At 37.2% G+C, this 23,863-nt stretch carries 17 protein-coding genes and 4 pseudogenes; 17 read left to right on the top strand and 4 right to left on the bottom strand.

The window, feature by feature from the left end:
* The 12 genes from G457_RS0114070 to G457_RS0114015 form a co-directional block, all read left to right on the top strand.
* A partial coding sequence (locus tag G457_RS0114070; RefSeq protein WP_026947044.1) for a T9SS type A sorting domain-containing protein occupies positions 1 to 3,141 on the top strand: 3,141 nt, incomplete at its 5' end.
* A 3-nt stretch (positions 3,142 to 3,144) separates the two neighbouring features.
* The gene (locus G457_RS0114065; protein ID WP_026947043.1) at positions 3,145 to 3,657 is read left to right on the top strand and encodes a hypothetical protein; all 513 of its coding nucleotides are present in this window, start codon (positions 3,145 to 3,147) and stop codon (positions 3,655 to 3,657) included.
* 8 nt (positions 3,658 to 3,665) lie between these two features.
* Positions 3,666 to 4,298 carry a hypothetical protein gene (locus G457_RS0114060; protein WP_155847162.1) on the top strand — a complete coding sequence of 211 codons (633 nt, stop codon included), beginning with the start codon at positions 3,666 to 3,668 and terminating at the stop codon, positions 4,296 to 4,298.
* Positions 4,276 to 4,746, top strand: coding sequence for a hypothetical protein (locus G457_RS0114055; RefSeq protein WP_155847161.1), 471 nt, complete (start codon positions 4,276 to 4,278; stop codon positions 4,744 to 4,746). Before G457_RS0114060 ends, G457_RS0114055 begins: the two co-directional genes overlap by 23 nt.
* Positions 4,747 to 4,915: 169 nt before the next feature.
* A complete protein-coding gene (locus tag G457_RS0114050) occupies positions 4,916 to 5,491 on the top strand; it encodes a DUF4402 domain-containing protein (RefSeq protein WP_026947040.1) in 576 nt (191 codons plus the stop codon).
* A 64-nt stretch (positions 5,492 to 5,555) separates the two neighbouring features.
* Positions 5,556 to 6,395, top strand: a complete 840-nt coding sequence (locus G457_RS0114045; RefSeq protein WP_026947039.1) for a fimbrial biogenesis chaperone — start codon at positions 5,556 to 5,558, stop codon at positions 6,393 to 6,395.
* A gap of 39 nt (positions 6,396 to 6,434) precedes the next feature.
* A complete protein-coding gene (locus G457_RS21545; RefSeq protein WP_211230229.1) occupies positions 6,435 to 9,389 on the top strand; it encodes a tetratricopeptide repeat protein in 2,955 nt (984 codons plus the stop codon).
* The gene (locus G457_RS0114035; RefSeq protein WP_026947038.1) at positions 9,386 to 11,389 is read left to right on the top strand and encodes a FliG C-terminal domain-containing protein; all 2,004 of its coding nucleotides are present in this window, start codon (positions 9,386 to 9,388) and stop codon (positions 11,387 to 11,389) included. The genes G457_RS21545 and G457_RS0114035 overlap by 4 nt, the downstream gene beginning before the upstream one ends.
* A complete protein-coding gene (locus tag G457_RS0114030) occupies positions 11,379 to 11,834 on the top strand; it encodes a hypothetical protein (RefSeq protein WP_026947037.1) in 456 nt (151 codons plus the stop codon). Before G457_RS0114035 ends, G457_RS0114030 begins: the two co-directional genes overlap by 11 nt.
* Before the next feature lie 70 nt (positions 11,835 to 11,904).
* Entirely contained in the window at positions 11,905 to 12,675 is a 771-nt protein-coding gene (locus tag G457_RS0114025; RefSeq protein ID WP_026947036.1) for a motility protein A, read from the top strand.
* A gap of 4 nt (positions 12,676 to 12,679) precedes the next feature.
* Positions 12,680 to 13,372, top strand: a complete 693-nt coding sequence (locus tag G457_RS22280) for an OmpA/MotB family protein (RefSeq protein WP_051260833.1) — start codon at positions 12,680 to 12,682, stop codon at positions 13,370 to 13,372.
* A gap of 84 nt (positions 13,373 to 13,456) precedes the next feature.
* Positions 13,457 to 14,284: a YdcF family protein gene (locus G457_RS0114015; protein WP_081701448.1), complete on the top strand. Its 828-nt coding sequence runs from the start codon at positions 13,457 to 13,459 to the stop codon at positions 14,282 to 14,284.
* Here G457_RS0114015 and G457_RS0114010 read toward each other — a convergent pair.
* Positions 14,264 to 14,983, bottom strand: a complete 720-nt coding sequence (locus G457_RS0114010) for a LytR/AlgR family response regulator transcription factor (protein WP_026947034.1) — start codon at positions 14,981 to 14,983, stop codon at positions 14,264 to 14,266. The two genes, G457_RS0114015 and G457_RS0114010, sit on opposite strands and share 21 nt — an antisense overlap.
* 1,334 nt (positions 14,984 to 16,317) lie before the next feature.
* A complete protein-coding gene (locus G457_RS0114005; RefSeq protein WP_026947033.1) occupies positions 16,318 to 17,892 on the bottom strand; it encodes a sensor histidine kinase in 1,575 nt (524 codons plus the stop codon).
* Positions 17,893 to 18,447: 555 nt separating this feature from the next.
* On the opposite strand from G457_RS0114005, the pseudogene G457_RS22980 reads away from it, so the two are divergent.
* The 5 genes and pseudogenes from G457_RS22980 to G457_RS22590 all read left to right on the top strand — a co-directional run.
* Positions 18,448 to 18,591: pseudogene (locus G457_RS22980) on the top strand (IS1595 family transposase); the annotation flags it as partial.
* Between the two features lie 56 nt (positions 18,592 to 18,647).
* Positions 18,648 to 19,025, top strand: a complete 378-nt coding sequence (gene tnpA, locus G457_RS0114000; RefSeq protein WP_026947032.1) for an IS66 family insertion sequence element accessory protein TnpA — start codon at positions 18,648 to 18,650, stop codon at positions 19,023 to 19,025.
* 2 nt (positions 19,026 to 19,027) lie between these two features.
* A complete protein-coding gene (locus G457_RS21535; RefSeq protein WP_051260832.1) occupies positions 19,028 to 19,669 on the top strand; it encodes a DDE-type integrase/transposase/recombinase in 642 nt (213 codons plus the stop codon).
* A 15-nt stretch (positions 19,670 to 19,684) separates the two neighbouring features.
* Positions 19,685 to 19,843 (top strand): annotated as a pseudogene (locus G457_RS23165) (integrase core domain-containing protein); the annotation flags it as partial.
* A 26-nt stretch (positions 19,844 to 19,869) separates the two neighbouring features.
* Positions 19,870 to 20,659 (top strand): annotated as a pseudogene (locus tag G457_RS22590) (IS1595 family transposase); the annotation flags it as partial.
* A 5-nt stretch (positions 20,660 to 20,664) separates the two neighbouring features.
* On the opposite strand, the gene G457_RS0113980 reads toward G457_RS22590, so the two are convergent.
* Both G457_RS0113980 and G457_RS22585 read right to left on the bottom strand, forming a co-directional pair.
* Entirely contained in the window at positions 20,665 to 22,344 is a 1,680-nt protein-coding gene (locus G457_RS0113980; RefSeq protein WP_026947030.1) for a helix-turn-helix transcriptional regulator, read from the bottom strand.
* 377 nt (positions 22,345 to 22,721) lie between these two features.
* A pseudogene (locus G457_RS22585) lies at positions 22,722 to 23,833 on the bottom strand (IS3 family transposase).
* Positions 23,834 to 23,863: the final 30 nt, after the last annotated feature.

The following is a 23,863-nucleotide window of genomic DNA, read 5'->3' as shown; positions in this document are numbered from 1 at the left end:
GAAGTTTTTTACACAAGTACCATAGCCTCAACGGCTAATGATTATTATATCGATAGCTCTATTGCAGATGACGGCAATAATGGATACACTATATCGGATATTGTATTTACTGGCTTGGTACCTAGAGATACAGACGGTGACGGCATTCCAAACCGTCTGGACTTAGACTCTGATGGGGATGGGATCATCGACCTGATTGAATCCCAGGCCACCACCGCATCACCTATTGTCCCTAGTGGCACTGATACAAACGGGGATGGATTGGATGATGCCTTTGATACCGACAATGGCGGAACGAATATCTCTCCGGTGGATACGGATGGGGACGGTATACCGGATTACCTAGATACCGATTCAGATAATGACGGATTTGCTGATGTATTGGAAGGCTGGGATACGGATGGTGATTATACAGCCAACACGACTCCTGTCGGTTCCGATACCGATGGGGATGGATTGGATGATGCCTTTGATGATGTGGTGGGGCCTAACTCTACCACCAATCCAACCAACGGTGGCCAAACTGCCCTTGACTTTCCGAATGTAACTACAGCCTGTAATCCTAGCGAAAGAGATTGGAGAGATGTTATTCTCGACAGAACCGTGGGAGATGCCTCCGAGTCACCTACAGTCTGCATCGATACGCCAATCACCTCCGTGACCCACGCTACAACGGGAGTGACGGGGATAGCCTCTTCAACGGGCCTGCCTGCCGGAGTGACGGCGACCTATGCATCGGATATGATTACCATCAGTGGAACGCCTACCGAAAGCGGTATATTTAATTATACCATTACACCAGAAGGATGTGGTTCGGCTACTGCAACGGGTACGATCACAGTTACAGCCAATAGCATAGTGGGTGCGGCTACCGGTTCGACGACAGTTTATGTGGATTTTGCGATGGATCCTATCACTCACGTTACCACAGGTGTTACCAGCATAGTCTCCTCATCCGGATTGCCGGCAGGGGTTACGGCCAGCTATGCTTCCAATACCATTATCATCAGCGGCACACCTTTGGAGTCCGGTACTTTTACCTATACCATCACGCCCGATGGTTGCGGTGCGGCCACAGCTATCGGTACCATTACTTCCATAAGTATTTTCCAGGGAGGAAATGGGCGAGGTGATATTATGGATGCAAAGTATGATGTGGACTTAAACGGGAATAACTTTAATATCTGGGTGGGAGGTACCACGGGTTCTCCAAACAACTGGAATACGCCAGGCAACTGGAGCTTGGGTACTGTGCCCACTGCTACTGAGGCTGTAATTATCCCTTCAGTAGAGCATCTGCCGGAAATCACCGGATCGACTATAGATGTAACACGAAGCTTGACTACTGAGATACAAGATGGTGCTACGATTACTGTAACTAGTGGTTCTACGCTTACCTTAGATATTAATTCTGAAACGACTACTTCTGGTACCGGTAGAATTGTCATCGATCCTGACGGTAATTATCTAAATGAAAGCACTAGCGAGCCGACCTTAGAAGTCCGGCAGGCTATCACAGGAGTCAAAGGCTGGCGTATGCTGGGTTCACCTTTGAAAAACATAACTTATTCCAACCTCCTCACCGGGATGGCACCACAGGGCCTAGGAGGGGTGCCAGCACCGTATCCTTCCTTACAGCCGAATGTCCTTTGGTTTGATGAAACGGATGGAGGCACTACCCTGCAAAGTTGGCGTACTCCGACAAATATCGGGAATACAGTAAGTCTGTCCAGAGGTCATTATGTCTATGTATTCGATGGGGCATCCATTCCGGGCGGATTGGGAACCTACCCGGATTTGCTTCCGATTATTTTAAAAGCCACTGGCAAGGAGCATAATTTCTTGAATGATGGCGTGGTGGATTTTAGCATCACCTACACGCCTCGCGATCCATCAGGCTTTCAACAGACTGATCCTGCAGAAGAGCTTTACATTGAGGCAAATGCTGCTGACGCAGGATTCAATATGGTATCCAATCCTACGGCTTCGGTGATAGATTTCTATCATGTTGGGGCTTGGACCAAAACCAATCTGGACAATAGTATCTATGTATGGGATCCTGCTCTTAATGGTGGTAAAGGCAACTGGAGAGCCTACAACGGCATAACAGGTAATCTCAATGATGGCAGATTGGCACCTTATCAAGGGTTCTGGGTGCGAGCGAATGCCGCCAACCCCCAGTTGCAGTTGTTATCCTCTGCTGCCAAGACCCTGGTTTCGACGCCTTATTTCTCGAGGACTTTTGAAGAAAAGAAGAAAGAAAATAAATCAGATATACTGGTACTTCCGCTCAAGGTGACAGGTGAAGGCTTTGAAGCGGACTCTTGGATCAGTTTTGACCCCGAGGGTGAGGAAGGTCATGACCCAATGGACGCCTATCAGCTTGAATCCTTATCGGATGATTGGCTGCTGCTTTATAGTTATGGTTCACAAAAGCACCGTACACCGCTTCAGATCAACAATCAAAGCTACCTGAGTAAGGAAGGTAAATCCATCCCGCTCATGCTGGCAGCTGCCAAATCTCAGCAGGTCTTCCCAGGTCAGTATCAATTGAGCTGGTCTGTACCTGATGAATGGCCTGAGGGTACCAGTGTGGTGCTGATGGACCATATCCGGGACGAGGCGATTGATATGTTGAAACAGAGTACTTACGACTTTGCCTTTGAAGCGCCTAAGCAGGTGGGTGCCCGGATCGACTTGACGCGTTCAAGCATGAGAATGCCAGGACCTGTGATTTTCAACTCTCCATTTGAGACTGGTGATCCGGCTGCCCGTACTACTTCCTCTTCCGCGACCAATCTGGAGATGAGGCCATTTACTATCCGTATCGGGGAATTTAATAGTGGTGATGACCTGGAATACCGTCCTGACTTCCCGAAACTGTATCCACCTGTACCTAACCCATTCAGCAGACAGGTAAAGGTAAGTTTCTATATTCCTTATCGTATGAGGGCCCTTGTAAGGATCACTGATATCAATGGCAGGACAATGGTTCAAAAAGAGATGACCGAGTATGAAAATGGGACCCATCAATTGGAATTTGACGATCAATTAGATCGAATGGCACCGGGAATGTATTTCGTTCAATTGCTTACCGAAGACATAGTACTAAATCAAAAGCTCATCAAGCTAAACCAGTAAATAATGAAATATTTTATCCTTTTGGGATTTTTCATAGCCTTATTTTCCTCCGAACAGGCTAGGGCTCAGGATACAGATCAAAAACGTGTTATGCAAGTTACTGCCCGGGCCGTGGTACTAGATAACCTGATGCTAGTGACCATGAGGGATTTTAACATAATCAATCCCGTAGCAGAGAATAATTATCTCTTTATATCCCCTAAAGAGAGTGCGGATGCTGGGCAATTTCGGATCAGTGGATCCTCTAACTCTTACGTCCGTGTGACCTATGTGATTTATGAAGAAATAGAAGAAGCTGGTGGAAACGGGGGAGTGATTACGGCTCGCTATGTCTTGAGTGGGATGAATGTCGATAATCAGTTTCAAAGCCTTCTTTTTGCCCCCACAGGTGAATTCAATATTCAGTTAGGGGAGGATGGCCAATATTTCCTATGGATTGGAGCAGAATTAGATCTTTCGTTTGCTCTTCCCGGTGAATATTTCTCTGAATTTACCATCGAAATGGAATATACCTGATGATTAAAATGGCAAAATATCGGCTAGGATATGTTTTTATTCTGCTTATGGCTTTTTATCAGAATCTGTCAGCCCAACGGATAAACTTCAGTGTATTTGCTGGCGAGGATATTACAATTACTTCCCGAGAAGGTCCTCCAGGCCTGAATTTTAATTCAAAGAAAAGTGTGATTTTAACCGGATCAGGAGACATTATTAGTATTAAAAGGGGAAATGCTGCAGATGATGCCTACGTGGTTGTCTATGAGATTGTGGCAGCCGAAGGTTTTGATCTTTTGGTAGATGTCAATGCACCCTCTGCACTTCGGATCCCAGGTGATACTGTGGCGATGAATCAAATTCCTCTCACTTTGACTATCGCATATGAAAACAAAGGTGCAAATAATGCAAATGCTGCAAAAATAAATGCCATAGATGCTCCTTTAGGGGCGACCAGTCTGATTATACCGGTTCTTCCAAGGTCATCCGGTGCACCGCCTCCGCCTCCGGATCCTTTTAGTGGCACAACCTCCAGTAGACCTACAGGCAAGGTGTATCTTATGATTTCTGGGCAAATAGGCCCTGTGGGTAATGTCCGTACGGGTACTTACGAAGGAGAGATTCAAATCAATGTCAACTATGCCGGAGCTAATTATGAATAAGGTGCCGAAATATGGACTTGCTATGCTGGTTACACTGTATATGGGCTTTGTAAATCATGTGTACGGCCAGTTTCTAACCACACGCATAAGTCTGCCTGCAGGCGTTGAGATAGTATCCAAGGGAGCAACTGGTCAGATAAAGCCACAAGGAGCGGCCAAATCCTTACAGGAGGAGCGGATCTTATGGATAGAGCTTAGGGCCATGGTCAATCTTCAGCTTGTGGTTGACCACGAGGCCGATAATGCCCTGATTCCTATAGCGGGAGATCTGACCGTACTAAATGACGGCACGCAAAACTTCACCCAGGCCAAACCCATCAACGGAAAGGGATTTGTGCTGATCCAAAACCCCCGACAACGAGTCAGTAGATTCGGTATCAGACCCTATAGCGCCTGGCTGGGGATTCCTTTCCAAAGTAGAGGTAGAACAACTATTCATTACCCTTAATTAATCAATAACTAAAAACTATGATCGAACACAAATTGGGACCCTGAGTCGGGAGATTCAGACCCGGAAGACTAAAAACGTAGGTATTCTGGCACACGGAGAAGCTTGAACACCTTTGAATTAATCTATTCTCCAAAATTTAAATTCACTTATTAAAACAAACAACAAAATGAAAACAAATGTAAAATTCCTATCTCTAGCCTTCGTGATGATGGTTATGTCTTTTGGCCTCAAGGCTCAAATTACCGGTGATATTACCGCAAGTGCTGAAGTTCAGACTGCTTTAACACTTACCAAAGACGTTGACATCGATTTCGGAACAATAAGTGCGACTACTCCTGGAGTGGTAACTCTTGATCCTACAGGTGCAGCATCCGCGAATGTGGGTACAAGTGCCACTGTGGGTAAGTTTACCATAGGTGGAGGTGATAATGCCAGCGTAAAAATAACATGGCCTGCCTCTGTAAATTTGGTTGGGACTAATAATCCTACCAATGAAATGGTTTACAGTGTCCTCGTCCACGGTAATACAACCGACGATGCAGCTGGCTCCGCTTCATTAGGTGCAGTAGGTGTAGCAACCACAGCGGATGTTAACCTTTCAAGTCCAGATGGTGATTACTTCCTTTATGTAGGAGGAAACCTAGCACCGAAAGGTACTGCTGCAGGAGCTGGAGCGGCTTTAAATAGTCAAGGTGTAGATACGTATGCGGCTACTTTGACTTTTCAGCTAGAGTACAACTAATTAATACCTAAAACACGGCGGCAGGTGTGATCCCTGTCGCCGGTTTTATTATTCCCTTCTCATTATGAAAAAATGCTACGGAATGGTATGGGCAGTATTTCTGATACTCGCCGGACTATCAAGTGGAGCATGGGCGCAGGTGTCCATTGCACCAACAACTCTCTACACCGATGCCAATGGCATCTCCACCTTTTATATCAGTAACCCTTCCCCGGATGCGCAGGAAGTTTCGGTTTCCTTTGTGTTTGGCTATCCTGCTTACAATGAAAGCGGTGAGCTTTACATGGTCTATGAGGATGAGGATAAGGAGGCCGATTGGGGTTTGGGCTCCCGGCTAAGGGTATTCCCGCGCTCTTTTATCATCGGTCCGAATAAGCAGCAAGTAGTTCGACTCCAGGTTCGTCCTGATCGCTCCAAGCCAGAAGGTATGTACTTCTCCCGAGTCAAAATCACCTCCAATGCGCAAGCGGCTGATGTCGTTACTCAAAATGCAGAGGGCGTTGCGATGCGTGTCAACTTTAAGTTTGATCAGATTCTGGCTGTTTTTCATCGGCAGGGTAATGCAACGACTTCATTAAAATTAGGTGCCACTGAATACATAAAGGAAGGGAATAAGCTGCATGTGACCAGTGAATTTACGAGAGGAGGCAATGCTCCATTTATTGGCTCTGCTCATGCGGTTCTTCTTGATCCTCAAAACCAAGTTGTAGCTGAACAACAGCAGACAGTGGCACTATATTTTGATGGTAAACACCGAGTGACGATTGAGTTGCCGGAAGATTTTGCCATGGGCGACTACACGCTTGAATTAGATTATAGGACCGAGCGGGGGGATGTAAGTGCATCAGATTTGGTACAAGGTGCACCAGTCCAAAAGCGACTGCAAGTTTCGCTCCCAAGATAAATTCAAAAAATACTGTACCAATAGATAAGTAATTCAGAGGTGAAACTATCCCTATCTTTTCTTTTAAAAATTTATACTTTCGTGATTTGTTCGGGCTTGTTTTTAGCCAGTCTATCAGCAAGTGCCCAAAATGAACCTGATGCGGAGGTACTCCTTACATTTAGTCATCCTGCCATTGGGCAGGTCTATGTTACGGCGGCCATTTTTGGAGATGTTCCTTACCTTCCCATTGGGGAAGTATTGAGTTTATTGGAAATACCGGCTGAACTGGTCACTGAAAGCCGTGGATGGCGAGGGGTATATCCGGGTCCTAAAAATTTTTGGGAAATCAATCCTGTCCAATTTCGGCTGACTTCTAATGGACAGACTAATGAGTTTTTAAATTCTGATTTTTATTTGGGAGAGTATGATCTTTTTATTCATCCTAGCGTTTATCAGGAGATTTTTGGTTTGGAGTTTACGATGAGTCTGGAGGGATTGACTTTATCACTAAAATCAAGTTACCCTCTTCCTGTGGAAGAAAAGAAGAAGCGGGATCAACTCCGTAACCGACTTTTATCCCCGGATGCTAGGGAGGATCAGGTTTACGCGCCCCTGCTATATCCTCGAGATCGTAGTTTGCTGAAAATGGGAATGATTGATTACAATTTCAGTCAAAAATTTACGAATTCTGAAACCTTGACCCAAGGTCTCTTAAATGTTGGTCTGGAAGCACTCGGAGGAGATATGACGGGGCTAGTGACCTTCAACAGAAAAGATTCTGAGACGGAAGTAGATGTACGTGGACTACGATGGCGATATGTACTTCCAGGAGCCATGGATGCCCAAAGGAATGTTGGGCTGACAGCTGTTTCTGCAGGCGACATTTTTACAACGGGCCAGTCCCAGCTGGGCAGTATTGTAGGATTGTCCATGACCAATGATCCCATTGCCCCTAGACGGGAGCTTGACTTTTTTGTCATAGATGGCTACACCGAACCAGACTCTGAAGTGGAACTGCTCATGGGGGGGCAATTGGTTGATTTTATGCGGGCTGACGAGGTTGGCTATTTCCGCTTCAATGCCCCTATCAATTTTGGTACACTTCGACTGACACTACGAATCTACACGCCTCAGGGCAAAGTCATTTTGGAAGATAGACAACTTCAAATTCCTTTTACTTTCCTTCCAAAAGGATTTGTTACTTACAATATTCAGGCAGGTTTGCCCCGTACCCAGTCAGGCTTGGGTAATAATCTGGTAGGCCATGGAGATGTGGCTTACGGGGTTACCAATGCACTTACGGTGCGTGCAGGCTCAGATTTTAATCCTGACACTGCAGGAGTTGCCCCCCCCTACAGATATGTTGGACTATCTGCACGGGTATTTCAGCAATATCTGGTCAACGTGGACTTGATGCCAAACCGACATATCGAAACCAACGGAAGTGTGTTCTTTGCAAATAATACCAGTATAACAGCCAGATATAAGGAATATTTCCAGGACTCTTTATTAAATCTTAGTGGGAATCAGCGGGATTTTGGTTTGAATTATTTTATGCCCTTTCAAATTCGGGGAAATTTTGCGGGGATACGAGTTGGCGCCACACGTCAGGAATCAGCTAAGCTGATCGGTAATTCTTTGCAGGCAGATTTCAATACTCAGTTGGGTAGATTGGTGGCGCGGGTTAATTTCAGAGGAAATTTACTTCAGTATATTCCAACGGAGACAGAAGTGGGGTTTTCCAGTTTTACAGGGACAATGACAGGCTCCTTGACATACACCCTTTCGAGAAGCCCTGGAGTTCCTGTCTATGTGCGGGGGATGTTTATAAGGGCTCAGACACTTTATGATCCTCAGCTCAAGCGAGTAAGAAACATGAGTTTACTACTTTCTCAGACCTTATTCAAAAGAGGGAGGTTGACGTTGGGATACGATCGGGATATGATTCGTGGTAGGGGCCTATTTCAGTTAGGATTCCTATATGATTTCAGCTTTTTCCGTACGGCTAGTCAAGTTGAGAAAGCAGCTGATAGTTTTTCATTTCAGCAGTCCTTTAGCGGCTCACTGGCCTATGACCCACTGGGGAATATTATTCCAAATAATAGAGATCAAGTAAATAGGTCGGGAATAGCAGTGAAATTATTTATTGATTCCAATGACAATGGAATTCATGATGAGGGCGAAGAGATCGTGCCTGCAAAAGCGGCAAAACTTGATCGCTCAGCTACGGCGGTAATTGGCTCAGATGGCATCGTGCGGTACAGTCAGCTCCAGAGTTATTGGACCTATCGGCTTGAGATCGATGTCAATGCACTACCAGACCCCACACTTGCTCCAAAGCAAAAGGCTCTTTCCTTTGTGGCTGATCCAAATCATTACAGGATGATTGAAATTCCGCTCTATCGAACTGGAGTCATCGAGGGGTATGTTTTTACAGAAAGCAGGTCAGGCTCCCAGGTGGGCCAAGGTGGCTTGCGGGTTCTTTTGACCGATGCCGATGGTAATACAGAAACCTTGAGAACCTTCACGGACGGCGGTTTTTATCATTATGGCTTGATTCCTGGAAATTTTACGCTCGAGGTTGACCCCCAACAATTAAACTATATTCAGAAAAGCTCAGATCCCGGCCAGATAGAATTTGAAATCAAAGCACTGGCAGATGGGGATTATATTTCCAATCTGAATTTTACCTTGATAGATAAACCGAAATCTAAGCTGGAGGGCGGCAGCAATAGTTCTAAACTTTCTGATGAGAATCTTTCAAAAATTCAATTAGTGCTTTCACTTTTTGCCCAAGCTAAAAATCTTGTTTACGAGAATAAATACGAGGAGGCCATGAAATCTTTAGATGAATCGTTAGAATTAGTTGTTACAGACCAAGGGCTTGCGCTAAAAGGATCAATTTATTTTCTGATGGGAGAAGAGGATTTGGCATGGCAGTATTGGGAGTTGGCTCATGAAAGAAATCCGGAAATTCCTATTCCTATTCGAAATAAAGAAAAACAAAATTGAAAAAATTCGGAGATCAATTTGCAAGAAGGATTTCGTTTAAAACTATAATCTTTCTATTGGGTGTATTTCACTTAGTGATTTTTTTTCCTATAGACTCCAAAGGTCAGGATCAAGAATTACCCCAAAGTTCATTAGACCATAGTTCATTAGAACCAAGTTCTATGGATTGGTTGGGATTACCTTTCATACCGAATAGGTCTTTACCATTCTTTGATGAATTTCTTCTGGAAATGGAATTAGAAGCATATTTAATTAAGAACCTTTCACCTTTCGTAGATTCAGATAGGTTTTTTCTTTCTATTAAATATGAAGCTGGAATTGATAGTATTGGTCAGGTTCCGGTCGAAGATGTAGAATCTGAGATTGATGACGAGCAACCAAGAGAAAACCGGTTTTATCAACCATTGGATGTTTTACCCGTATTACCTGATTTTTGGGCAGATTCAAACTCCGTTAATTCATCTGAAGAAGATTTTTCCCTGTTGGAAAATGAATCGGAAAGATCAAGAGAGGTAGCACTTAACAATAGAGGTGATAACTCTTTGTTTTTACCAGAAGATATGAGCCCCCCCATATTGGTTGGAAATCTTCAAGTGCATTTTGTCCTAGATGATGAGGTTAGCGAAAGTATAGAGGAGTTGCTTTATAAAATCACCTTTTACTCTTTAAAGCTTTATGCTTTTGAATCCCATGAAATTACATTTGAGCGCCTTCCTCTATACAACCTATTCCCAGCAGAAGCAGACTCTTTGATTTTAGATTCTTTGGAAAGAGTCAATAATCAAGAAAGCTTAACGAAAGAGGAAACAAATTCCTCATCTAATTCAAATGATACTGATAATCTCCGATTATTAGAATATTTTTTAATGGCCTTAGCCATTCTTTCTTTAATACTATTGTTGATATACTTATCCAAGAGAAAGAATAGTCGGGCAAATAAAGAGAATAAGAAAATTCAAATTGAAAACTCCTCCAAATTACCTGATTCTACTGAAGAAGAGGAAGACGTGCCTATGCCTATCTCTAGTTCAGTGGAGGTAGCTAGTGAGGGAGTTAAAGATTCTAATGATCAATTTTTGGACTACTTTGTCAAAAATACACCGGAGATAGGAAAGGTCTTTTCTCATTGGATAGAAGACTACGGAAAAGAAGGTATCGAACGCGTTCATACTATTTTGATGCCAATGGGAAAAAATATGTACACCTTACTGTTCCCCTATTTGAGTAAGGAATCTACGGAATTACTGCTCAAATCATTCTATACTTTTCAGCCTGAGGCTAACCAGGAAAAGCGAAAATATTACATTGAAAAGATGAAGGAAATTATTTCCTCTAGGCTTGGTATAGATAGTATGGCACTTTTAGAAACTCTTGAAAAAGCAGAACTTTTTGAACTATTGGACTTATTGAGTTCAGAAGAAGCAGCGATTGCTCTTTATCACATGCCTTTAGAAGATAGAGCTAGGTATTTGAAGCAAGTAACACCTGAGCGAGTGGTTACGCTCTTAAAAAATGTTTCTTCCTTGAAAAATTTAAATAGCTGGGAGTATGAAAAACTCGGAAATGAAATTTCAGAAAAACTGGTGGAACTACGATTTTACAAAAAGTATCAGAAGGAAGATGTGCAATTTATGTTGGATTCAATCGATAGGCTTGAGTTTGATCAGCAGGATGAGATTATGAAGTCTTTAGAGGGAGATGATCCAGCTTTATATAAGATAATAAAAAGAAAGATATTCTCTTGGAGTGATGTGAAGGATTTGGATCAGAATCTGGTAAGAGAAGCAACACTTAGCTTTACACCAGAAGAAATCAGCATTGCTTACCCATTGATGCCTGAAGAAATAGAGAATATTATTTCCTTAAGACCTGAGCGGGAGCAACAACTTATCAAAGAAATGGCGTTTCGTCAAAGTACAGTTCTATCCAAAAATAGTAAAGAAATATTGTCAAAGATTTTAAATGCTATCAAGAATAAATATAGATCAAATGAAAAATAAAATTCGAATATTTAATCGATTCATTCTAGGACTGTATTGTATTATTTTTATGAGTAGTATATTTTCCTGTACTAGTAAGAGTGCTGTTTTAAGAATTAAAACAGCTAAAAGTTCAGATATAGTAAATCAAAGTATCAGTGGTGATGAAACCCAAATAAAAAGTTTAGAAGATCTGAAATTAGAGTTAATTAAAGATAGTGATGAAATAAAATTAAGTGAGGTAGAGAAAATCACTGTTTTTGCTAATAACTTGATTAACTTATATGTAAAGTCACAAGAATTGATTGTACAAGAGCAATTTGATGAAGCAGAGAAAAATCTATTAGAATCTATTGAAATGGTTCCCACCAAAGAGACTATGGTGGCCTTGATTGGAGTCTATGAGAAGAGTAATCAACTGTCAAAAGCAGATTCCTGTAGAATTATTTTAAAATCAATGGATTGACTAACTTGTAATTAATTCACCAAATAATTTATAAATTTATTCACTAAAGTTAATTTATTAATCATAAATAATGAAATTATTTATTAGTATCATTTTAGCGCTTATCAGTTTTGGACTGTTTATTATAGGTATATTATCTGTTTTTGGGTATTTATCATTAGGTTTTCCTGATTATCTATTAGCATTGAATATTCCTAGTATTGCCTTGATCCTAGGAGGAACGCTCTTTCAGATATTTATTACTTACCCATTTGATATAATCGGCTCTTCATTTTTTTATTTAGTTCCGAGGATGTATAGAAATGAGTTTTCTAAATCTAAGAGAATGGAATCAATTGATAAAATTGTTTCTTGGCAAAAAATTTATCAAAAATCAAAACAAACTACTTGGTCAAGTTTGAAAAGTAGTAAAATAAGTGATTTTGAATCATATTGGTTTAGTCTTTTGGAGACTAATTATGGTGCTGATGAAATTCGGGAACTTTATGCTATTAAAGTTGCAAATTTAGAACGCAAAGCGAATTTGGTTTATAATGTATTTAACACTTTAGCTGTTAGTAGTCCGGCTTTTGGTATGATGGGTACTGTCCTAGGACTACTGGTTCTCTTTAATAACTCTTCAAATGATATTCAGATGGGAGATGGCTTAGCGTTGGCCTTGACGACAACTCTTTATGGATTATTTTTCTCTCATATTATTTGGATTCCTGCTGCTAAAAGGATTAATCAACATTATGCTAATATTAATTTTAATAATAATATGTTTTTAGAAGGTGTTATACTAATTCTTGAGAATAAATCTCCTTTGTATATTAAAGATTATTTATCAGCTAAACTTTAATTTCATGATGAAAAATCTTGATCCTAATAAGTTTTCTGAAAAATTTTCTTTCAATGATGATTCAGAGATTAATTATATTTGGCAAATTACCTATTTGGATGTAGTTACTGTTTTGCTCTGTGCTATGATATTATTATCTAATCCTGAAATTCTTTCAATATCAGATACAAAAAATGATAATGGACCTCTAGAAAATAATAGGGAATATCCTCTGAATGTCGAATGGAGCATTCTTGATCTTAATGAAGAACTTCGGGCTAAATTTGAAAAAGAAATAGAAAGAGGTAATTTGTTTTTTGAAACTGGTGAGTATGAAATTAGGATGAATTTTTCAGGGAGTATATTTTATAATCAAGGGAGTTCTATTCTACTACCTGAAGGTAAAAATATTATTCATGATATTATCTCTAAGTTAGCTAATTGGGAAAGGCAAGATTATAAAATAGATGTTGAAGGCCATACAGATTCTACTCCAATTGAAACTCTTCAATTTCCTAGTAATTGGGAACTCTCAGCATCGCGTGCCTCTGGCGTCGTTAAATTCTTTTTGAAGTCGGGAATTTCCTCTCAAAAGTTAAAGGCTTCGGGATATGCGGATAGTCAGCCCTTATATCAAGAAATTGATGAATTTGGGAAGTTAATTATGAATAATCAGGATTTTAATCGACGAATTGTTATTAGGCTTTATTTTGAATAAAGCTTCACCTACCTGCATTGATTAGTACCACTTTTTTTTAAAATTTATATTTAGTGTTCATTAGTTTTATTTCTCGTTAAAATTATGCTTTATTTAATTCGAAAATTTATTACTAGGTATATTTTATCTCCATTAAATTGGATTTATATATTATTGATTCTTAATTTTTTTTATTTTAATTATTTTTTAGGGCTATTAATGCTTTTATTATTGCCTATTTTATTTAATTTTATTCCCTTTTATCTAATTAAAAAACTTGAATCTCAATATGGAAACTTAAAAAAATTTTCCGGTAATGGGTTTTATCATATTATTGTCTTAGGTGGTGGTCATATACCAATTGATAGTCTGTTTCCAGGACAACAATTAACAGATACCTCCCTTAGGAGAGTTTTTGAAGGTGTTCGATTGTTCAAAGAAAACCCTAAAGCTCTTTTAATTATGAGTGGTGAAAAATTGAAAATTAATCATTATTCTCAAGCGGAATTGCAGCATTCAGTTGCGTCAACAATGGGTATTCCGCCAAATTTTATCAGAACTTTGTCCGTTCCAAGAACTACAGCTCAAGAAGCTGAAGAATATTATGATAAATTCGGTAATCCTGATGTACCTATAATTATTGTTACTAAAGCTCTTCATTTAAGACGTGCTATTAAATTGTTTAAAAAAGAAAATTATACTATTTTAGGTGCTCCTGCCCACTTCTATAATATAGAATTTTCTCCTTCTATATCTTGGTTAATCTTTCCTAATCCTCGCTTGATGTTTGTTTTCAGTGAATATCTTAAAGAGGTTTTCGGCTATTTAATGATAAACCTTGAATTTTTATTTAAATCTGAGTTATTGAAATTTAGAATATCTAATGGCTCTTCAAAAAAATTTGCAGATATTTTAAAGTTCTTTTTGTTTTGATAATAGTCTTTCTTCTAGTACTTTGATAAAGCCTCTCCTTAATGGAATTGAGTAATTTGAAATTTTTATTTCTTTGGAGTTATATGCTACTATTTGATTAACATTTACTAAATAGGATTTATGTACCCTTAAAAAATCATTTGGATCTAATTTTTCTTCAACTTCCTTAAGTATTTCCCTTAACATATAAAACTTTGTTGAAGTATAAATCCTAGTGTATAATCCTTCCGCTTTGGCAAAAATTATTTCTTCTTCATTTATAGGGATTATCATTCCTTTATCCCTTATTTTTATATGTGACGGTGATTTTAAATCGTTTTCAGTTTTAATTAGACTTAATTTTATATTTGATATTAATGTTTGTTTACTAAATGGTTTTAATATGTAAGAATCAAAGTTTGTTAATGCGATTTCGTTTAAAATTTCCTCATCTGAAAATGCTGTAATATAAATTATTTTTGTTTTTAGCTTTCTCTTGATTTCTGTACCTACTTGTATTCCATTTTTCTTTCCAGCTAGCTTTACATCGATAAGTACTAAATCAGGTTTATTTTCAATAATTTCTAATATTGCTTTGCCTCCATCTGATTGCATCCCCACCACCTCATAATCCTCTGTAAGTATTATATCTTTAATGTTTTCAGCTAATTCCTGTTCATCTTCTAGTATGTAAATTTTGGGAGTTGTATATACATCCATTTCTAAATATTTTACTTTATTCAAATATGGTGATAAAATTCAAATAATTTTTATTTTTTTCAATTTCTTTTTAATTCTATTACCTAAATCTATATTATTTTAATGTCTCTAGAAATTCGTGCTAGATTGGTTTTCCTTTGCATCTACATGATTTTTTTCTCTCTAAGAATAAATAAGAATATTATAACCTTTTTCCGATAATACCTTTTGGAACAGGGGATATAAGTTTTGTAATTTGTCTTTTTAGGTGATGTTTCTTTTCCTGAATTTTTAATAGTCCAAGCTTCTACTTTCTGATATGGGCCTATTCAATCTGTGATTGATGGTTTTGATTCTTTTCATTTCTGTATGCTTATCAAAACTGTTGAATCAATGTGTTTTTTTAAATTTCTTTTTTTACATTGATATTGAGGCGGATTTAATTTTATTATCTCTTGATTAAAATACTTTTGATGTAATTTGGCTTACCTGATTCCTTTATGATCTAATGATTCAACATATTGTGTTATATCCTCTTCTAGTACCTCTCTACAACTTTTTTATCCATGATTTATGAGCTAAACTAGCTAAAAATAAAGTTGTTGCAAATATCTGTTTTGGTTTTTTATATAAATTATTTACTCTTGAAATATTTGTGTTCTTTTATGTTTCAGGCCTGATTGTGTGTGATTAATTTTAAGTTCTCTTTTAGTTTAGCATTTTTTATTATTTTTGGATTTTATTTCTTCGAGAAGTGTTTTCTGGGTTTTTTTGTTTTTTTATCCTATTTAATAGTAGTATAAAAGTCTCCCAGGTTTTGTGGATTATGTAATGTTCTTCATTAATCTTTTTCTTGCGTATTCTGTTTGGTCTTATGATTTATTCTTTGAGTAACACTTCTTCATACACTTGAATATTTCTAGGCTTTAATTCAGTTGCCGCTTTGCTTGGTAATGAATTCAATATAGTATGATATTTAGGATGTTGGTTTATTTAGGTGCCTTAGTCAGGTCTTAGCCTTTTGTATTCGGCTCCCTTGTTTTTTTGTTAAAGGTTTTAGTATTCTATACCTTAGAAACAATCATTTTCTTATTTGAGATGACCAATGGTTTTTTAATATATGGTTTTTTTCTTATCTGCAGCATATTTCTTTCACTGCTTTTCTTATTGCTTTACTGCACTATTGACATATTCTTGTTTACTTTTACTTAATTTTTAATTTGTCTATTGGTGGCAATTAAGTTAGTTGTTAACGTTCGTTGAATATATTTAATTCATCTATTTTATTTTGCATGTACTTTTCCTTTTTCTCTTTATTAAAAAATAATCATGAATTGATTTTTGTCTTAATTTACCTACGTTTTTTGGGGGATTCTCATATATTGAATATTATTTTGATTAATGGTATGATTGTTAGGGATAAATACTTTAAAATTTGAGCCCTCGTTCAACTTAGATTCAAAGCTCAATTTGTAATTGAGTTTCTTTATAATTTCCTTCACTAATACTAAACCTAGCCCGGTGCCTTTAACTTCTGATGTATTTTGTCCTCTATAAAAAAAGTCAAAAATTTTCCCTTTGTCTTTTTCTGAAATTCCTAAACCAAAGTCTTTAATACTTACTGATATTTTATTTGAAAACATCAATGTTACAATTATGTCTTTATTTGAATATTTTACTGCATTATTTAATAAATTATGGAATAAATGATGGACTAAAACCTTGTCTCCTTGTATAGGTTTTTCAATACCAATATTTTTTATTATGATTTTTTGTTCTATACCTAAAATAGGACTAATTTCATTTTTTAATTCCTCAAATAATTCATTTAGATTTATTAATTCTATTTTTAACTTAATATCTGTAAATGATGTTCTTTCTAATATTAAAATATCATCAAGTAAAAATACTAATCGTTTTATTTGTTGATTAATCCTTTTTGTGTGAGAATTATAAGCAGATCTGATATTTTCGTTTTCAATATAAGGGAGATAGCTTGTTAAAAGATCTAATGAACTCATTGCTATTGAAAGGGGGGTTCTAAATTCATGTGAAGTCATAGAAACCAAATTGGTTTTCATTTTATTAATTTCCTTCTCTTTTTCTAGTCCTGAGATCAAGGTGTTCATTAATTTTTTTTCTAAAGTAAGGTCTTGAATTATTCCTTTTACTTTTACCTTGTTTTGTAAATCTCCTTGAACCTTTCCAATTACTCTGATCCATTTACTTTCTTTATTCAAGTTTTTAATTTTAAATTCTTGGTTAAAATATGTATCACAATTTAGATGTGTATAAATTAAGTTTTGAAATATTTTAAGGTTTGTCTTATCAAATATATTTTCTACGTTAAAATCAAAGCTTTCATCTTCTTCACTTAATCCTAGTATTTCAAGTGTCAATTTAGATATGGATTGCATTTCTATATCTTTCCCATTTATTAATTGATATTCATAAGTGCCTAATTTAGCAATCTCATAACTCTGATCTAGTAATTCGTGCAGTTCCTTTTCCTTTTTTTGTTGTGATATTAGTTGCGAAAGATCTTGAACCCATATAAGCTTATTGCTTTTACCTATAGAGGTTAAATTTAAATTTATTGTTATTTCCTCTATAGTTACTATAGCTTCTCCCGTATCTAGACCATTGGTTAGTAGCTTATTTAATTCAAAATTAAGCTGGTCCCAAACTAAGTTGTTTAATTTTGCTTTTAAAATTCTCCCTTTTTCATTTGTTTTGTAGAGTACATTTTTATTATCATAAATAAATAAGGGGATTGGACTACTTTTTATTAAGTTTTCTATTTTATCTTTTTCATTAGTAAATTTTCCTTTTATTTTCTTTCGCTTATAGCGTAGATATATATTTCTGGCAATAAGGGTGAATAAAACTATAAGGAAAATTAGAAATAAATGTTTATTATTTGGACTCATTTTTATAATGATTAAATTTTCAGAAAATCATAATTGATTCTTTATTCTTATTATTAGCTTTATTATAATATTGATTAAATTTTTTCCAAATTTTAAGATTAGGATTTTTCAGAAGTATTTTTGGCGAAACTTTTTGCAATGACTATTTTGAAGGTTATCATTCATTAGCTTATCGATGGGGTTTTTGCTTGGTTCTTTTTGGTATTCTTAGAATTTGGAATTTAAAATTTATCTTTTATTGAAGGGTTGATATCGAATTAATTCGTCTTTCGTGGCCTTGTAGTAGGTTAGATTGAATATAATCAGAGGTGGAGATCGATCATTTCAATTTGCTTCTAAAGCTATAAATTGTCCTCTTCTATTGAGATTTTTTTACTGTCACAACACTAGCACAATTCTAAATTGTGGGCTAGAGGCCTTTCAAAACATTAATTGAGATTTAAAAATTTTGATTCTTCGGAATTCTACACGTAACCAAATATTCTTCGAGCGCTAGTGACAATAGTTTCCGTTGACGTTAAGATAAGCTGTACTTGTATAAAAATATATAAGCACATATATATCATCGATTTTATCCACTATTTTCCAAACGAGGAAAACTGTGGGACCTTTCTTAAAGACTATCGGCAAAAGGTAAGGGTTTGGGGCAAAACCTACAAGGGATTTCCCAAGCATTGCTGCTTTTCGGGCAGGAAGTTCTGTTCTTAACCGCTTAAATAACTGGACCAGTTTTGTTGCCTAAACTTAGGAACAAAATGATCGAAGACTTAATTAAAAACGCACGACTTTCATCCAGTGGCCGTAAGCTACTGACCTCACAACAAAAAGCCTTTATTGTAGAAGATTGGGAAAGTTCTGGCTTATCTTGTCCTGAATATTGTCGCCGACACGGGCTGATCACCAGTCAGGTGTATAGCTGGCGTACACTTGCTAAATCAGGAGCCATTATGAGTATCAAAAATCAAGGTGACCTACATTCCAAAGCTGAATTGGAAATGCTTAGAAAAGAGAATGAGGAGCTCAAGAAGGCTCTCGGGGAATCTACTTTGGATATTAAGATCCTAAAAAAAAAGTTAGAGATGGATCAACTTCGAAACAAGAAATTGAATCGTTATCCAGGGAATTCGGAGTAAGCATGAATAGGATTATCAAGACACTGGGAGTAGCCAAATCCTCTGTATATTATAAAGCAAAACCCTATCCTGAACGAAAAAGGACAGCGCGAAAAGAACTATGTGAGCAGATGAAACTGGCTGTTTTAGAAATCACGGCAAAGAAATCCACTTATGGGGTACCCCGGGTCAAGGCGCTGCTCAAACGGGATTTGGGGCTCAATGTAACCAAATACATGGTGCATCGCTACATGAAGGAAGAAGGGTTGTTGATTACCCGACACCGAACCAGAGGCAGCAGCAGAACCCATACAGGGCAGATAGCAGTGGAAATACCTAATACGCGATGGGCTAGTGATATCACTTCGATTAAATGCTGGAATGGGGAAAAGCTCCGGGTGGCCTTTCTTCTGGACTGTTGTGACAGGTCCATCATCGCCTGGAAAGCAGGAAAACATATGCAGGCAGTTGATATTGAATTAATGGTTCAGGAAGCTTTACATGCCCGCTTTGGAGAGAACTTGCCTGATCCGGATACACTTCAGTTTTTACATGACAATGGACCTGAATTCATTGAAAAAAAGCTCAGAGCCAGCTTGAAATCCTGGAATATAATCGATTGTAATACTCCAACCTATTCCCCACAATCAAACGGGATGTGTTAAGCCTTCAATGCTACATTTAAACGAGATTACGTCTATGAGAACTGCCTGGATAATCCAAAAACCGTACTCAGGCAAATACAGAAATGGATGAATGAATACAATACATATGCACCACATTCCGCTTTAGAAATGAAAACACCAAATGAATTTTATAACTTTAAAATCGCTGCTTAACTAGTCCAACTTTTAAGCGGAAAGAGCAGTTCTTCGAATTGAGCGTTTGTCGAAGAAAAGGACCACTTTAAAATTCGGAACGGTGATGGAGTCCAGCAATCTGTCGATGCATACTTGGTTTACTGCGTTTCTTTTGATGTCAGCTACTAAAAAAAGCTTTTCCTGTTTAGAGTTCCAAAGACAGCTTGGACTTAAGCGTTACTAAACCGCTTTCAGTCTGATGCATAAGATCAGATCAGTCATTGGCAAGTGGGACGGTCTTTATTTGCTCAATGGGATGGTGGATTACCACGAGGCCTATGTCGAAAAAGCAACCCGTAAAAGAGTTTAGGAACAGCTAAAGCAGGGAAAAGGCAGTCAGAAACAGGCAATTGTTGCAGTGGCATACGTATCCACCCCCTTGGAAGATCCTGAATCCGGTAAAAAAGGAAGCCACTGTGGTTTTTTCAAATTGAAAGTGCTTAAGGATGCAACCAGTGATTCCATGGAACAGTTTGTGGAAAACAACGTGGATTCTTCCTCGGTGTTATCTACCGACAAAAACACCGACTATGTCCATCTGGAAAAAATGGTAGAGGAGCACATCAAAGCGAATCCTCTAAGGATTCAGCAACTGGAACGCTCAATTGGGTAAATACAGCAATCAGCAACCTGAAGAAAAATCTACTGGGTATTTATCAAATGGTTTCAGAAAAATACCTGTAAAACTATCTGGATGAATTTGCTTACAAGCTCAACAAAAGACACTTTGGAGAAAAATTATTTGACAGACTGATTATTGCGCCTGTATACCCATACGTGCAACATAACGAATAGTCATATTAAAAATTTATGAAAAAATCATATAAACTGGTATCTGAATTAGTGAGTAAAAGTTTTTTCCTAAGCCTAATCCTCGCTACTTCCACAGCCCTAACAGACTGACCAGTGAGTTGAGCTATTTCTTTTGTAGAAAACTGTAATTTTAAAAATACTGACAATCTTCGTTCATTCATCGTGAGGTTTGGATATTCCTTTAATAATTTCTCTAAAAAACCATTATCAAAATTTGATAGTCTTAGTTCATGCTCTTTCCAAGCAGAATTATTTGATCTTATTTGGTCAATATCTGAAAAAACTTTTCTCCACGTGATATATTTTGATTCATCTAAATCATTAATTTTTATTTCTTTCTCCTTTTTATTGTATTCAGATGCTGCTATATTTTCAAAATGGCCTTTAGAGATTTTATCGTTTTCTATTTTTCTGAATTTATTAAAAATGGAAAAATATTTATGTTTCTTATAATAATTGGAATTTATTATAATTCTAAATAAAGGATAAGATATCAAAAAACCAATAAGGAAGTAAAGTGAAATTTTGTAATCTTTAATTTTATTTTGAAAAGTAATTTCCATTTCTTTTTTCTCCATATTAAATTTTTCCATTAAACTAGATTCGAGTATCTGTTTACTTGCTTCTTCAATTTCTAAAAATTTTTCGTAATCAATGGTTAATTTTTTATAATAAAGAGCTGAATCCATTTGTTCTAAATCTTCATATACCTCAGAAAGATCTGAAGAGACATGTTTAAGAGCTGAATAATTTTGTAATGAATCAGCTAAATTAAATAAAACTTTAAAATAGGGTATGCTTTTTCTTGTATTATTTTGAGCTAACATTAGCTTGCCAAGCATTCTATTGATGTTTATTTGTATTAGCTTATTTGGGTTTTCTCCAAAATATAAGATCGCTTTATTGATGTAGATTTCAGCAGTACTTGTTTCCTCTAAGTAAAGTAATAATTCACTGAGATTAAGTAGTAATTGTGAATAGGTTATAGAACTAGTATGATTATTCTGTTCTGCAATTTCAATTCCCTCTAGATATATTTTCTTTGCCAGGTAAAAATTCCCTAGACCCTTTTCACATAAACCTAAATTATTTTTGAAATTAAGTGTAACTTGAACAGGGACTGATTGTCCCTCTTTTGAATAAATATTTATTAGGTCTTTTGTAGATTGCTCTAGAGAAATTTTAGCTTCTTGATATTGTTCTAATAGAACTTGTATTGATCCAATGTTATAGTTTGAATTTGCTATATACCTTATATTTTTTTCCTTAATTCCAAGCTCTTTTAAAAGTAAAAATTGTTTAACTGAAAAATCTAATAATCCTGCATTTAATGAAGTCATTCCTAACCTGTTTAATGATTCAGCCATCAATCGGCTTGACCCCAAACTTCGTGAACGATCATAGGCTTGCTGTAAAATTGATAAACTTTCTTCTGTATCCTTAATTTTAAAATTTTCCGCCTTTTTAAATAAATTAATTACTTTTACAGAATCTGTCTGATCAATTTTTAAAATTAATTCTTTCTCTGGAAATTGGGATATTTGTTTAGAATTTTTTCTCAATTCATCAAAAGAGCCAAAAGAGTAGGTGAAATATGAAATAAAAAATGTAAAAATTAGTACAATTTTGAAATAGGGTAATAATTTGTCATTTAATTTGTTTACCATAGTCAAATAGGGTTAGTTTATCAGAATAACCAACTAATTTATTGTTTTATACATCAACTCATCTTACGCAGAGCAAGATGTCCGAATCCGCTTTTAAAAAATTAAATTTGGTAAACATAAAAAAACGAAATTTCAATTTAGCATTTTTTGAAAATTTTCCAAATTTTGTTTTGGTACTAGCATGATTTGTTCTATTCATTTTTGACCTCTATTTCATATTCATTGATTTTCTTGAAAATTGGATCAAATTAAACTCATTTATTACCTAAAATTGAATTCCTCTTATTGGTTTTCCCCTTGAAATCTTCTTTTGGTTGGGATAACGACTTATGAACGAAATCTGGATTTTATTGTTTATTTCTAATATTAATAGGTGTTTATTGAGGGTAAATTAAAAAATTATCCACTGTTAACGCCCATTGCTTTGCAAACTCAACCGGAGAATAGTCATTCAGACTTCCATGAGGTCGATTCTGATTGTAATCTTCCACCCATTCCCTGGTAATTTCTCTTACTTCCTGTATCGAGACAAATGAATAGTAGTCCAATACTTCTGTTCGGTAAGTTTTATTGAATCGTTCCACAAAGGCGTTTTGCATCGGTTTTCCGGGTTGGATAAACAGGATTTTTATTTGGTTTGTTTCCGCCCAAGCCCTGAGTGGTTCAGCGATGAATTCCGGGCCATTATCGACTCTGATCTGACTGGGCAAGCCTCTCCATTCTTTTAATTCTTCCAGTACCCTGACCACTCGGAGTGAGGGCAGACTGGCACCAATCTCAATATGCAGGGCTTCCCGGTTGAAGTCATCCAAGATATTGAGCGTTCTGAATCGCTGGCCAGAAAGGAAACTGTCGGACATGAAATCCATGGACCAGCTGGAATTTATAAGTTCAGGTTGCTTCAAGGGTTCTTTTACTCTAGCCGGGACCCGCCGTTTGCCTTTTCGGCACATGCTCAGCTTGAGCAGTTTATAAATCCGGTAGATCCGCTTGTGATTCCAGGAGATTCCTTCTTTGCGCATCCGTTTTTACAACAGCCAAAAACCATATTGGCCGAACCTGTCTGCATAACTCCTGACAGTATCCACTACCTCCAAATCATCTTTAATAGCCTTGTAATAAAATAAAGACCGGGAATAGTCAACCAGTTTACATGCCCTGCTGATGCCCACCGGATAGCTTTCAAGAAAGTAGTCTACCCGCTGGCGCCTGTCAGCAGGGCCTAAAACTTTTTTCCCAGTACATCCTTGAGGATTTTGTTGTCCAGAGCTAACTCAGCATACATCTGCTTAAGTCTGAGGTTTTCCTCTTCCAGCTCCTTCAGCCGCTTGAGCTCTTGCACTTCCATCCCACCATACTTCTTCTTCCACAGGTAAAAAGTCCCCCGGTGAACCCCCAATTCACGGCAGAGTTCATTGACATCCCTGCCGGATTCATACTCCTTGACAGCCTTGATGATCTGGCTTTCGGTAAATCTTGACTTTTTCATACAGTTTAAAGTTAGTGACTTTGTCGTCTT

The organism is Algoriphagus marincola DSM 16067 (genome assembly GCF_000429405.1).
GTDB lineage: Bacteria > Bacteroidota > Bacteroidia > Cytophagales > Cyclobacteriaceae > Algoriphagus > Algoriphagus marincola.
The sequence above is the reverse complement of the archived record's forward strand: the minus strand, read 5'-3'. Positions and strand labels throughout refer to the sequence as shown.

What these genes read in the sequence shown, in the direction of transcription:
- G457_RS0114065 (WP_026947043.1), top strand. Translation starts at nt 3,145, where the DNA reads ATGAAATATTTTATCCTTTTGGGATTTTTCATAGCCTTATTTTCCTCC.
- G457_RS0114060 (WP_155847162.1), top strand. Translation starts at nt 3,666, where the DNA reads ATGGCAAAATATCGGCTAGGATATGTTTTTATTCTGCTTATGGCTTTT.
- G457_RS0114055 (WP_155847161.1), top strand. Translation starts at nt 4,276, where the DNA reads ATGCCGGAGCTAATTATGAATAAGGTGCCGAAATATGGACTTGCTATG.
- G457_RS0114050 (WP_026947040.1), top strand. Translation starts at nt 4,916, where the DNA reads ATGAAAACAAATGTAAAATTCCTATCTCTAGCCTTCGTGATGATGGTT.
- G457_RS0114045 (WP_026947039.1), top strand. Translation starts at nt 5,556, where the DNA reads ATGAAAAAATGCTACGGAATGGTATGGGCAGTATTTCTGATACTCGCC.
- G457_RS0114030 (WP_026947037.1), top strand. Translation starts at nt 11,379, where the DNA reads ATGAAAAATAAAATTCGAATATTTAATCGATTCATTCTAGGACTGTAT.
- G457_RS0114025 (WP_026947036.1), top strand. Translation starts at nt 11,905, where the DNA reads ATGAAATTATTTATTAGTATCATTTTAGCGCTTATCAGTTTTGGACTG.
- G457_RS22280 (WP_051260833.1), top strand. Translation starts at nt 12,680, where the DNA reads ATGATGAAAAATCTTGATCCTAATAAGTTTTCTGAAAAATTTTCTTTC.
- G457_RS0114015 (WP_081701448.1), top strand. Translation starts at nt 13,457, where the DNA reads ATGCTTTATTTAATTCGAAAATTTATTACTAGGTATATTTTATCTCCA.
- G457_RS0114010 (WP_026947034.1), bottom strand. Translation starts at nt 14,983, where the DNA reads ATGGATGTATATACAACTCCCAAAATTTACATACTAGAAGATGAACAG.
- G457_RS0114005 (WP_026947033.1), bottom strand. Translation starts at nt 17,892, where the DNA reads ATGAGTCCAAATAATAAACATTTATTTCTAATTTTCCTTATAGTTTTA.
- tnpA (WP_026947032.1), top strand. Translation starts at nt 18,648, where the DNA reads ATGATCGAAGACTTAATTAAAAACGCACGACTTTCATCCAGTGGCCGT.
- G457_RS21535 (WP_051260832.1), top strand. Translation starts at nt 19,028, where the DNA reads ATGAATAGGATTATCAAGACACTGGGAGTAGCCAAATCCTCTGTATAT.
- G457_RS0113980 (WP_026947030.1), bottom strand. Translation starts at nt 22,344, where the DNA reads ATGGTAAACAAATTAAATGACAAATTATTACCCTATTTCAAAATTGTA.